A 12,575-nucleotide genomic window follows, 5' to 3' on the forward strand; every position below is an offset into this window, starting at 1 on the left:
AAAAAACTATATCCTGTATGTTGGTAATTTATATAGAAGATTTTCAGCAAGTTATCTGAAAGGAAATTGAAGAAAGTCCATAAAACACTTGAAAAATTATCTTGAAGGTGATATAATACACTATTGTAAGGGTTATCACTTATAACTCAAATAGAAAACACTTAAAGGAGAGTCAAACTATGGCTTCTAAAGATTTCCACGTAGTGGCAGAAACAGGTATTCACGCACGTCCAGCAACATTGTTGGTTCAAACAGCTAGCAAATTTGCTTCAGATATCACTCTTGAGTACAAAGGTAAATCAGTAAACCTTAAATCTATCATGGGTGTTATGAGTCTTGGTGTTGGCCAAGGTGCTGACGTTACAATTTCAGCTGAAGGTGCAGATGCTGACGATGCAATCGCTGCTATCTCTGAAACAATGGAAAAAGAAGGATTGGCATAAGGAAATGACAGAAATGCTTAAAGGAATCGCAGCGTCAGATGGTGTTGCAGTTGCTAAAGCATATCTACTCGTTCAACCGGATTTGTCATTCGAGACTGTTACAGTCGAAGATACAAACGCAGAAGAAGCTCGCCTTGATGCCGCTTTACAAGCATCACAAGACGAGCTTTCTGTTATCCGTGAGAAAGCAGTAGGTACGCTAGGGGAAGAAGCTGCTCAAGTTTTTGACGCTCACTTAATGGTGCTTGCTGATCCTGAAATGATCAGCCAAATTAAAGAAACTATCCGTGCGAAGAAAGTGAATGCAGAAGCAGGTCTGAAAGAAGTGACAGACATGTTCATCACTATCTTTGAAGGCATGGAAGACAACCCATACATGCAAGAACGTGCAGCGGATATCCGCGACGTGACAAAACGTGTATTGGCAAATCTCCTTGGTAAAAAATTGCCAAACCCAGCTTCTATCAATGAAGAAGTGATTGTGATTGCGCATGACTTAACTCCTTCAGATACAGCTCAATTGGACAAAAATTTTGTTAAAGCTTTTGTAACAAACATCGGTGGACGTACAAGCCACTCAGCTATCATGGCACGTACACTTGAAATTGCTGCTGTATTGGGTACAAACAACATCACTGAAATCGTTAAAGATGGTGACATCCTTGCCGTTAACGGTATCACTGGTGAGGTTATTATCAACCCAACTGATGAGCAAGCAGCAGAATTCAAGGCAGCTGGTGAAGCTTATGCGAAGCAAAAAGCTGAATGGGCTCTCTTGAAAGATGCCAAAACAGTAACTGCTGATGGTAAACACTTTGAATTGGCTGCCAATATCGGTACTCCAAAAGACGTTGAAGGTGTCAATGACAATGGCGCTGAAGCTGTTGGTCTTTACCGTACAGAGTTCTTGTACATGGATTCTCAAGACTTCCCAACAGAAGATGAGCAGTACGAAGCTTACAAGGCTGTACTTGAAGGAATGAACGGTAAACCTGTTGTCGTTCGTACAATGGATATCGGTGGAGATAAGGAACTTCCTTACTTCGATATGCCTCACGAAATGAACCCATTCCTTGGATTCCGTGCCCTTCGTATCTCTATTTCTGAAACTGGAGATGCTATGTTCCGCACACAAATCCGTGCCCTTCTTCGTGCGTCTGTTCACGGTCAATTGCGTATCATGTTCCCAATGGTTGCACTCTTGAAAGAATTCCGTGCAGCGAAAGCAGTCTTTGACGAAGAAAAAGCAAACCTTTTTGCTGAAGGTGTTGCAGTTGCGGATAATATCCAAGTTGGTATCATGATCGAAATCCCAGCAGCAGCAATGCTTGCAGACCAATTTGCTAAAGAAGTTGACTTCTTCTCAATCGGTACAAACGACTTGATCCAATACACAATGGCGGCAGACCGTATGAACGAGCAAGTTTCATACCTTTACCAACCATATAACCCATCAATCCTTCGCTTGATCAACAACGTTATCAAAGCAGCTCACGCTGAAGGGAAATGGGCTGGTATGTGTGGTGAGATGGCTGGTGACCAACAAGCTGTTCCACTTCTTGTCGGAATGGGCTTGGATGAATTCTCTATGTCAGCAACATCAGTACTTCGTACACGTAGCTTGATGAAGAAACTCGACACGGCTAAGATGGAAGAGTACGCAAACCGTGCCCTTACAGAATGCTCAACAATGGAAGAAGTTCTTGAACTTCAAAAAGAATACGTTAATTTTGATTAATCGAAAAGTCCTTGCAACTCAGTTGCAGGGGCTTTTTTTGATATTTTTAAATGAAATTTCAGGAAAATGAATTATATGAACCTTTTAAAAGAAAAAAGTAGTGGTGCAGAACAAAAATACTTAACTGGTTCATAAAATCCTTGACAAGTTGCAAATTTAGGAGTAAACTATTAACCAGTTAAGTAATAGAGAGGAGTTTCTGCAATTTAGAAATGAATTGCAACTAGAAATATCAAAAAGAAAGAGAGTTTCAATGAAAATTAATAAAAAATACCTTGCTGGTTCTGCGGCAGCTTTAATTTTAAGTGTTTGTTCTTACGAGTTGGGACTGTATCAAGCCAGAACAGTCAAAGAAAATAATCGTGTTTCCTATATAGATGGAAAACAGGCTGCGCAAAAAACAGAGAATCTGACTCCTGATGAGGTCAGTAAAAAAGAAGGCATTAATGCCGAACAAATCGTCATCAAGATAACTGATCAAGGTTATGTCACTTCACATGGAGACCACTATCATTATTACAATGGGAAGGTCCCTTATGATGCTATCATCAGTGAAGAGTTGCTGATGAAGGATCCAAACTACCAGCTCAAAGACGAAGATATTGTCAGTGAAATCAAGGGTGGTTATGTAATCAAGGTGGACGGAAAATACTATGTTTACCTTAAGGATGCAGCCCATGCGGATAATGTCCGTACAAAAGAAGAAATCAATCGGCAAAAACAAGAGCATAGTCAGTATCGTGAAGGAGGAACTTCAGCAAACGATAGCGCTGTTGCTTTGGCACGTTCACAGGGACGCTACACCACAGACGATGGCTACATCTTTAATGCCTCTGATATCATTGAAGATACTGGTGATGCTTATATCGTTCCTCATGGCAACCATTACCATTACATTCCTAAGAGTGAGTTATCAGCTAGTGAATTGGCTGCAGCAGAAGCCTTCCTAACTGGTAGAAGTGGTCAATCGAATACGCCTACTTATCGCCGTACCATTAACAACAGTGCTAGCAGTGATGTAGATAGATGGACCCCATCCTATAATAACCAAGGCAACAGCTATACAAATACGAACACAAACAACAACAGCAACACTAACAGTCAAGCAAGTCAAAGTGATGACATTGATAGTCTTTTGAGACAGCTCTACAAACTGCCTTTGAGTCAACGACACGTAGAATCTGATGGCCTTGTCTTTGATCCAGCGCAGATTACAAGTCGAACGGCTAGAGGAGTTGCTGTGCCTCATGGGAACCATTACCATTTCATCCCTTATTCACAGATGTCTGAATTGGAAGAACGAATCGCTCGCATCATCCCACCTCGCTATCGTTCGAATCATTGGGTGCCGGATTCAAGACCAGAACAACCAAGTCCACAACAGACTCCGGAACCTAGTCCAAGCCCGCAACCTGCACCAAATCCTCAACCATCTCCAAGTAATCCCATTGATGAGAAATTAGTCAAACAGGCGATTCGAAAAGTAGCTAATGGCTATGTATTTGAGGAGAATGGAATCTCTCGTTATATTCCTGCCAAGAAGCTTTCAGCAGAAACAGCAGCAGCCATTGATAGTAAACTAGCCAAGCAAGAAAGTTTAGCTCATAAGCTAGGAGCTAAGAAAACCAACCTCCCATCTGGTGATCAAGGATTTTACAATAAGGCTTATGATTTACTAGCAAGAGTTCATCAAGACTTACTTGATAATAAAGGGCGCCAAGCTGATTTTGACACTTTGGATAAACTGTTGGACCGCCTCAATGATGGCTCAAGTGATAAAGTCCAGTTGGTTAATGATATCTTGGCCTTTCTAGCACCGATTCGTCATCCAGAACGTTTAGGAAAAGCGAATGCGCAAATAACTTACACAGATGATGAGATACAAATAGCCAAGTTGGCAGGCAAGTATACAACAGAAGATGGTTATATCTTTGATCCTCGTGATATCACCAGTGATGAGGGGGATGCCTATGTAACTCCGCATATGACTCATAGTCATTGGATTAAGAAAGATAGTTTGTCTGAAACTGAAAGAGCAGCAGCCCAAGTTTATGCTAAAGAAAAAGGTTTGACACCTCCTTCAACAGACCATCAGGATTCAGGAAATACAGAGGCTAAAGGAGCAGAAGCTATCTACAATCGCGTGAAAGCAGCTAAGAAGGTGCCGCTTGATCGTATGCCTTACAATCTCCAACATACCGTGGAAGTTAAAAACGGTAGTTTAATCATTCCTCATTATGATCATTACCATAACATCAAATTTGAGTGGTTTGACGAAGGACTTTATGAGGCACCTAAGGGGTATAGTCTAGAAGATCTCTTTGCGACTGTCAAGTACTATGTCGAACATCCAAACGAACGTCCGCATTCAGATAGTGGTTGGGGCAATGCAAGTGACCATGTTCAAAGAAACCAAAATGGTCAAGCTGATACCAATCAAACGGAAAAACCAAACGAGGAGAAACCTCGGACAGACAAACCTGAGGAAGAAAAGCCACGCGAAGAGAAGCCTCAAAGTGAGAAACCAGAATCTCCAAAACCAACTGAGGAGCCGGAAGAAGAATCACCAGAGGAACCAGAAGAACCTCAGGTCGAGACTGAAAAGGTTGAAGCGAAGTTGAGAGAGGCTGAAGAGCTACTTGCAAAGATCCAAGACCCCATTATCAAGTCCAATGCCAAAGAAACTCTCACAGGATTAAAAAATAACCTGCTATTTGGTGCTCAGGATAACAATACCATTATGGCTGAAGCTGAAAAGCTGTTGGCTTTATTAAAAGAGAGTAAGTAAAGGTAGTAGCATTTTCTAACTCCTAAAAACAGGATAGGAGAACTAGAAAAGATTAATCGAAAATGAGAACAGAATGTAAGTTCTAGTTCTCATTTTTTTCATGAAAATGTGCAAAATATCTTGACATATGGTGTAAATAAAGATAAACTATTTACTAGTTAATTAAATGGTTAAATACTAGTTAAGGAGTAATGATGAAAAAAAGGACAATTCTACTATTAATGGTAAGTCTGCTGGTTCTTGTCTTAGGAGCATGTAGTCAAAAAGAAAAACAAGAAGCAAAAGGGATGAAGATTGTAACAAGTTTTTATCCAATCTATGCTATGGTCAAAGAGGTATCGGGGGACTTGAATGACGTACGGATGATTCAGTCAAGTAGTGGGATTCACTCCTTTGAACCGTCAGCAAATGACATTGCTGCTATCTATGACGCGGATGTCTTTGTCTACCACTCGCATACACTGGAGTCTTGGGCGGGAAGTCTAGATCCTAACTTGAAAAATTCAAAAGTTAAGGTTTTAGAAGCTTCTGAAGGAATGACCTTGGAGCGTGTACCAGGTTTAGAAGATGTTGAAGCTGGTGACGGTATTGATGAAAAAACACTCTACGACCCTCACACTTGGTTAGATACAGAAAAAGCAGGTGAAGAGGCACAGATTATTGCAGACAAACTTTCGGAACTTGATAGTGCCAATAAGGAAACGTATCAAAAGAATGCTAAAAACTTTATTACTAAAGCCCAAGAATTGACTAAGAAGTACCAGCCTATTTTTGAAAAAGCGAGCCAAAAGACTTTTGTTACACAACACACAGCTTTTTCTTATCTCGCTAAACGGTTTGGATTGAAACAACTTGGTATAGCAGGGATTTCTCCTGAACAAGAACCAAGTCCGAGACAACTAACAGAAATTCAAGAATTCGTTAAGACCTATAAGGTTAAAACTATCTTTACTGAGAGCAATGCTTCTTCTAAAGTCGCTGAAACTTTGGTCAAATCAACAGGAGTTAGCCTAAAGACACTGAATCCTTTGGAAGCAGATCCTGAAAATGACAAAACTTACTTAGAAAATCTAGAAGAAAATATGAGTGTTCTTGCAGAAGAATTAAAATGAGGAGATTATGAAAATTAAGAAAAAGTATCTTGCGGCAGGATCGGCTCTAGTCCTTTCCTTAAGTCTTTGTATCTATGCATTAAACCAACATCAGGTAGAAGGAAACAAAAATACAAATCGTGTGTCTTATGTCGATGGGAAGCAAGACTCTCAAAAAACAGAGACTCAGACACCAGATCAAGTTAGCAAAAAAGAAGATATTCAGGCAGAACAAATTGTTGTGAAAATTACCGATCAAGGTTATGTGACTTCACACGGTGATCATTTCCATTATTACAATGGTAAAGTTCCTTTTGACGCGATTTTCAGCGAAGAACTGTTGATGAAAGATGCAAATTATCAACTGAAAGATGCTGATATTGTCAACGAAATCAAAGGTGGCTACATTATCAAGGTGGATGGCAAGTATTATGTCTACCTTAAAGATGCGGCTCATGCTGATAATATTCGTACGAAGGACGAAATTGAGCGCCAAAAACAAGGTCATACTTATGATGCACCAACTTCTAACAGTGCAGTGGCACTTGCGCAATCTCAAGGCCGCTATACCACCGATGATGGCTACATCTTTAATCCATCTGATATTATAGAGGATACTGGCGATGCCTATATCGTCCCTCACGGTGGGCATTACCACTACATTCCAAAGAGCTCCTTGTCTGCAAGCGAGTTAGCTGCTGCCCAAGCCTACCTCTCAGGAACTAGAAAACAAGCAAGTGTGACTGACTATCGTCCTCAATCTAATGAGAATAATAAAGATGCAACTATATCTCAAGGATATCAGGGAGGGGATATCCAGGATCTTCTAAGCCAACTCTATGCACTTCCGCGTGAACAACGATATACAGAGTCAGATGGTGTCATCTTCGATCCAACAAAAATTATTAGTAGAACCGCAAATGGAGTAGCGATTCCTCATGGAAATCACTATCATTTCATCCCATATACAAAGCTTTCTGCCTTGGAAGAAAAGATTGCGCGTATGATTCCTTTATCTAGCGACAGTGGGAAGCCAACACCTTTGGAAAATCAAAGTAAGCCAGGAGAGCATCCAGCTCAACCAAATCATCCTCATGACCAAGACGGTGACCATAGAAGTCAGGATACCAACCATGAAGACCATGACCACGATGGAGAGGAGCATGACCACCATCACGGTGAAGACCATGATCACGGTTTTGCAGCTGACCGCGTCATTAGTGAGGATGAGCAAGGTTTTGTAGTGTCACATGGAGATCACGCTCATTATTTCTTTAAGAAGGACTTGACTGCAGCCCAAATCAAAGCTGCCCAAGATCACTTGAAAGAAAATCATCAGTCTCAGCACGTTCAACCACTTGCAAAGACTGTGGAAAGTTTCTCAAGAGATGCTAGCGATGAAGAAAAAATCAAGTATATCTCACAGACCTACGGGGTTCCGCTCGAAGCGATTCGTATTTCAAACGGCTTCTTTGTCTTTGGAAATCCAGACCAAGCTTATGATCCAACCCATATCCATCCCTATGCTGTTCGAAAAGAACATGTTCGTATTCCTCTCCAAACTGGGAATCCAGAACTGGATTTCCTAAATGAACTCTATACCACTGCCTTACGTGATGGAGTGTCTCCTTATAGTTTGCAAATAGAAAATGGTAGTTTTGTGATTCCTCACGGAGACCACAATCACTACATCAAGGTTCAAACCAAAGGCTATGAAGTAGCTCTGAAAAACAAGATTCCTACACTACAATCAAGCTATCAGCCTGGAGCTTTTGACGAACAAACTGTTCTTTCTAAAGTTGATCAATTGTTAGCGGAAAGTAGAAATCTCTACAAAGACCAACCTATCATGCAGAGACGGGTTGAACTTGCTTTGGGTCAATTTACCGAGAACATGAAAAAACTGGCGACTAACTCAACTGCTGGATACCTAGCAGCCTTGGAACTCTTTGATAAGCAATATATCCATGTGGATCGAAGTGTGTCTCCAGTTGAAACATCAGCTTTGGACAAGAAATATCAAGCCCTTGTAGATAAAATCAATACACTGGATACAGACACTTATGGTCTGCCTAAGAAGGAACTCTTGGTTCATTTGCAGGAAGCCAAGCTAGCACAAGATGAGACAGAGTTGGCTGCCATTGAAGCGAAACTTCAGGCCTTGCAAGATTTCCGTGATCGTACAGGAGTAACAACAGTAGAGTACATCAAGTATTTCTACGAACATGTATCTGATGGTCGTTTGAGAGAAGAACTTCGGAACCGTGTTGCCAAGTTGACATGGGAACTTTACCAGTCACAATCTTTCCTCAAAGCAACCGACTTGAATAAGTTATTCCCAACTATTTACCAAACTAAGCTAGAAGTAGAAGAAGCTCTCAAAGAAGAACCCGTATCTACAAAAGCTGGTAAGACTATTCTAGATACGGAAAAAGTAGATAGTCAAACTGCTAAGACAGCCATCTATGAATTCCTAAAAGAACTCTACGGTGATTTTATGCCAGAAGAGCGAGTTAGCCATGTTAAGAAGGAAGAAGTGGATGCTCTCCTAACTAAAGCTGCTCAACTCCTAGCACGTGTCAAAGAAGATGGTGTCAAACAATCCCTAGCTGAAGAAGCAGCTAATATCAAAGCGGCTACTGAAAAGGAAAATGCAGACCTTGACGAAGCTAAAACACAACTTGAGGATCTTTTAAATCGTATTGCAGCAACTATCCAACGAGAGAAAAAAGAAGCAGAACAAGATCCACAAACCGTGATTATCTATCAAAAACTCTATAATGTCTTGCTCTCTCTTCACAAGTACTTAGAGGATAACAAAGGATCCGATGCTGACTTTGAACGTGTTGATGCCCTATTTGATCAACTTGCAGCCAAAAGCAGTGATAAAGAAGGTCTCCTCACTCTAGCTAAAGAAATCATTAGCTTGAACCAGGAACTCCGTTCAAAAGTAAGTGAAACTGCTAGCCAATCTAAGTCTGAGAAAGACAGTGAAACAGCTGCTTCTCAAGCGACAGAAAAGCAAGCGCAAAGTGAGTCTGAGCCAAGTGCTCAATAAAACGAATAAAAAAAAGGCGAAGTAGCTGAGCTACCTCGTCTTTTTAGTCTTTATAAGCTACAATGCCAATGATGGTATCCACCGCACGCTCCATAGTCTGAAGGCTGACGTATTCAAAACGTCCATGCATGTTTTCACCACCAGCAAAGATATTTGGAGTTGGGATCCCCATAAAGGAAATCTTAGAGCCATCTGTTCCACCACGAATTGGTTCGATAATAGGTGTGATCCCTAGATCTTCCATAACAGCTTTAGCAATGGTAACGGGTGTCATGTCTTTCTCGATAACCTCTTTCATATTGTAGTACTGGTCTGTCAGAGTCAAGATCACGCGATCATTCCCAAGCTCTTGATTCATCTTATCAGCGATAGACTGCATAGCTGCTTTACGAGCTTCAAAGGCATCCTTTTCAAAGTCACGGATGATGTAGCTTGCACGCGCCTCCTCGACACTACCTGACACATCCATAAGATGATAGAAACCTTGGTAACCATCTGTCAGTTCAGGTCGGTCATTCTCTGGAAGTTGATTATGAAAATCAATTGCTAGCTGAAGAACATTGACCATTTGACCTTTAGCAGTACCAGGGTGGACATTGCGGCCTTGGAAATGGAGTTCAGCAGCAGCTGCTGAGAAAGTCTCGTACTGAAGTTCTCCTAGCGGACCACCGTCAACAGTATAGGCAAAGTCAACGTCAAAATCTTCAACATCAAATTTGTCAGCACCAACACCGATTTCTTCATCTGGACCAAAACCAACGCGAATCTCACAGTGCTTGATTTCAGGATGAGCAGTCAAGTATTCGATTGCAGTCATAATCTCAGCAATCCCTGACTTGTCATCAGCACCCAGCAAGGTTGTGCCATCAGTTGTGATAAGCGTTTGGCCTGTATATTTCTCAAGACTCTTGAAGTCAGCTGGATCTAGTTTAAAACCCGAATCACCTAAGTCGATAGCTCCACCATCATAGTTTTCGATAACTTGCGGATTAACTCCCTCAGCATTAAAATCAGCTGTATCCATGTGGGAGATGAACCCGATTTTCCGTTTCAAGCTGGGATCATTTGCTGGTAAGGTACCAATGGCAAAACCATTTGGGAGGTAGTAAACATTTTGCAGACCGACACGTTTCATTTCAGGGATAAGAATATTGGTCGCAAAATCTACCTGGCTTTGCGTACTTGGAGTAGTAGTCGAGTGTTCATCGGAACGTGTATTGACCTTAACGTAGGTCAAGAAACGCTCTAAAAGGTTGGGATAAGTCATAAAAACTCCTTTAATATCATTTTTTTCATTGTATCATAGAATGGAGAGAAAGACAAAGAGAAGTAAATAAAAATAAAATGAATGAAAGCGTTTATTTATGATATATTTCATGGTACAATGGTAATTGAAAAAAATATCACAAGGACATATCAATGAAAAAAGCAATTTTAATGATGACATTCGGTTCACCAGAAGAGATTACCTTTGAGAGTGTGGCGGATTTTTTTACCAATATTCGTCGTGGAGTTAGACCCAAAGATCACGAGATTCAGACTCTCTATGATAATTATGTTCGTATAGGTGGTACGCCCCTGCAGAGGATTACACGTGAGGAGGTCAATTTAGTCAAGGAACGTTTAGGAGAAGAGTATGGCATCTACTTTGCCAACAAATTTTCTAGGCCCTTTATCCCTGATGTGATCAAGCAGATGGAGGCTGATGGTGTTGAAGAGTGTATTTGTTTGATTTTAGAACCCCATTATTCCTTCTACTCGGTTATGGGGTATGAAAAGTTTCTGGAGAGCCAGCAAATCCAATTTTTAGTCATTAAGGATTGGTATCAGAAACAGTCTTTGCTGGACTTTTGGACAGATGAGATTAGCAAAATTTTACGGAACGATGTGAGAGAAGAGTCCTTTAAGGTGATCTTTTCAGCCCATAGTGTTCCAATTTTTGCCTTGGACTTTGGAGATCCTTATATCGATCAGATTTTTGATAATAGCAAGTTGATAGCAGAGCAACTCGGTCTAACAACCGACCAGTATACCAATACTTGGCAGAGCGAGAGTGATATTGGAATCCCTTGGATTAAGCCAGATGTACTCGAGTATTTGAGAGAACAAAAGCAACATCCAGAGCATTATATTTTTGTACCAATTAGCTTTATCAGTGAGCATATTGAAGTTCTTTTTGATAACGATGTAGAATGTTATGAATTATGTCAAGAATTAGGTGTCACCTACCATCGACCACCTATGCCAAACACAGACTCTCGTTTAATTGATGCTTTAGTTGATACTGTAAGAGCCAATGAACATAAAGAATTTAAGGAATTTCTCCCAGAAGAAGAAACCTTTGACGAGCTAGCTCCGTCAGCCACCACTAAGGATATTATGGAGGAGACAGACGACCTCCAGATGCCAGAATTTGTGAAAAAACTCATTGAGAAAAAAGGCCGTGAAAATGTGAAGATGCCTTACTTGATTAAGAAAATGCTCGAAAAGGCTGGTAAATTGCCGAAAGAGTAAAGAAAAAGGATTTAGCATGAAGCTAGATCCTTTATTTGTCTTATTTTTTCTCAAGAAGGGCTTTGATTTCTTGAAGAACTTCAAGTTCAGTTGGAGCAGCAGGTGTATCTTCGGCTGGCTCTTCTTTCTTAGTAAGGTTTTGAGCTTTTTCAACAGCTTTGATAACGAAGAAAAGAACAGTGCCAATCACTAAGAAGTTGATAACAGCGCTCAAGAAACTACCATAACCAACACCATTCCATGAAAGTTCAGCGATGCGTTCAACGTTCGCCGCTTTCAAAGCTGGGTTCAAGATAAGTGGAGTGATGATGTCATTTACAAGTGAAGTAACGATAGCACCAAAAGCAGAGGCGATGATCACACCGACAGCGAGGTCAACGACATTACCGCGAAGCAAAAATTCTTTAAGATCTTTTAACATTTTCATAATTTCCTTTCAAAAACTAATCTTAATTGTACCTGAAATACCTAAATATTGCAACCTTAATGCTTAATGACATCCATTTCATTTATAAAAAACGTATACTTTACTAAAAATATAGTTAAGAATGATAATCAAAACCTGCGCAATTAGCGTTTCGATGGCATTAACCTGATCTAGTTGATCGTTGACAAATTGCCCGATAATATCGGGATAAGATGTAACAAAGATATAAGTTAAAAGAACGTCAAGACCAAGAGTAGAGAGACGAGCTAAGAAAAACTTAGCCAGGCGAGTCGGCCAATTCTTTCTCTTTTGCTTAAAGACGATGGTGTCATTTGTGATAAAGGCAAAGAGAATCCCAATGATATTTGCGAGTACGGTTGCTAGGATTTCCTGGTGACTGATATGGTAAATAAGCAAACGTGATAAAATCGAGATCAGAGTAGTAGCTCCACCGAAAAATAAGTAGGAGAGGATTTCGTTATCAAAGAAAGTTTTTATTAGTTTTTTCATGATTTT

Annotated in this window: 9 protein-coding genes; 6 read left to right on the plus strand and 3 right to left on the minus strand. The window is 40.5% G+C overall.

What is annotated here, in order from left to right; genetic code table 11:
• Positions 1-179: 179 nt before the first annotated feature.
• The 5 genes from MK403_RS07110 (at position 180) to MK403_RS07130 (ending at position 9,118) form a co-directional block, all read left to right on the plus strand.
• Positions 180-443: a phosphocarrier protein HPr gene (locus tag MK403_RS07110; protein WP_000146947.1), complete on the plus strand. Its 264-nt coding sequence runs from the start codon at positions 180-182 to the stop codon at positions 441-443.
• 4 nt (positions 444-447) lie between these two features.
• Positions 448-2,181, plus strand: a complete 1,734-nt coding sequence (gene ptsP, locus MK403_RS07115) for a phosphoenolpyruvate--protein phosphotransferase (RefSeq protein ID WP_268709555.1) — start codon at positions 448-450, stop codon at positions 2,179-2,181.
• 253 nt (positions 2,182-2,434) lie between these two features.
• A complete protein-coding gene (locus tag MK403_RS07120; protein ID WP_268709395.1) occupies positions 2,435-4,969 on the plus strand; it encodes a pneumococcal-type histidine triad protein in 2,535 nt (844 codons plus the stop codon).
• Between the two features lie 194 nt (positions 4,970-5,163).
• A complete protein-coding gene (locus tag MK403_RS07125) occupies positions 5,164-6,081 on the plus strand; it encodes a metal ABC transporter solute-binding protein, Zn/Mn family (RefSeq protein WP_268709396.1) in 918 nt (305 codons plus the stop codon).
• Positions 6,082-6,088: 7 nt separating this feature from the next.
• Entirely contained in the window at positions 6,089-9,118 is a 3,030-nt protein-coding gene (locus MK403_RS07130; protein WP_268709397.1) for a pneumococcal-type histidine triad protein, read from the plus strand.
• A 43-nt stretch (positions 9,119-9,161) separates the two neighbouring features.
• On the opposite strand, the gene pepT is transcribed toward MK403_RS07130, so the two are convergent.
• Positions 9,162-10,385, minus strand: coding sequence for a peptidase T (pepT, locus tag MK403_RS07135; protein WP_268709398.1), 1,224 nt, complete (start codon positions 10,383-10,385; stop codon positions 9,162-9,164).
• A gap of 152 nt (positions 10,386-10,537) precedes the next feature.
• On the opposite strand from pepT, the gene hemH reads away from it, so the two are divergent.
• Positions 10,538-11,632, plus strand: a complete 1,095-nt coding sequence (gene hemH, locus MK403_RS07140; RefSeq protein ID WP_268709399.1) for a ferrochelatase — start codon at positions 10,538-10,540, stop codon at positions 11,630-11,632.
• Between the two features lie 40 nt (positions 11,633-11,672).
• Here hemH and mscL read toward each other — a convergent pair whose 3' ends face one another.
• The gene (gene mscL / locus MK403_RS07145; RefSeq protein WP_000910209.1) at positions 11,673-12,053 is read right to left on the minus strand and encodes a large conductance mechanosensitive channel protein MscL; all 381 of its coding nucleotides are present in this window, start codon (positions 12,051-12,053) and stop codon (positions 11,673-11,675) included.
• A gap of 84 nt (positions 12,054-12,137) precedes the next feature.
• The gene (locus MK403_RS07150; protein WP_125415824.1) at positions 12,138-12,569 is read right to left on the minus strand and encodes a GtrA family protein; all 432 of its coding nucleotides are present in this window, start codon (positions 12,567-12,569) and stop codon (positions 12,138-12,140) included.
• Between the last annotated feature and the right edge of the window lie 6 nt (positions 12,570-12,575).

This window comes from Streptococcus oralis, assembly GCF_026782285.1.
Lineage (GTDB): Bacteria > Bacillota > Bacilli > Lactobacillales > Streptococcaceae > Streptococcus > Streptococcus oralis_CG.

Coding starts and splice junctions, on each gene's coding strand:
- MK403_RS07110 (WP_000146947.1), top strand. CDS start 180: ATGGCTTCTAAAGATTTCCACGTAGTGGCAGAAACAGGTATTCACGCA.
- ptsP (WP_268709555.1), top strand. CDS start 448: ATGACAGAAATGCTTAAAGGAATCGCAGCGTCAGATGGTGTTGCAGTT.
- MK403_RS07120 (WP_268709395.1), top strand. CDS start 2,435: ATGAAAATTAATAAAAAATACCTTGCTGGTTCTGCGGCAGCTTTAATT.
- MK403_RS07125 (WP_268709396.1), top strand. CDS start 5,164: ATGAAAAAAAGGACAATTCTACTATTAATGGTAAGTCTGCTGGTTCTT.
- MK403_RS07130 (WP_268709397.1), top strand. CDS start 6,089: ATGAAAATTAAGAAAAAGTATCTTGCGGCAGGATCGGCTCTAGTCCTT.
- pepT (WP_268709398.1), bottom strand. CDS start 10,385: ATGACTTATCCCAACCTTTTAGAGCGTTTCTTGACCTACGTTAAGGTC.
- hemH (WP_268709399.1), top strand. CDS start 10,538: ATGAAAAAAGCAATTTTAATGATGACATTCGGTTCACCAGAAGAGATT.
- mscL (WP_000910209.1), bottom strand. CDS start 12,053: ATGTTAAAAGATCTTAAAGAATTTTTGCTTCGCGGTAATGTCGTTGAC.
- MK403_RS07150 (WP_125415824.1), bottom strand. CDS start 12,569: ATGAAAAAACTAATAAAAACTTTCTTTGATAACGAAATCCTCTCCTAC.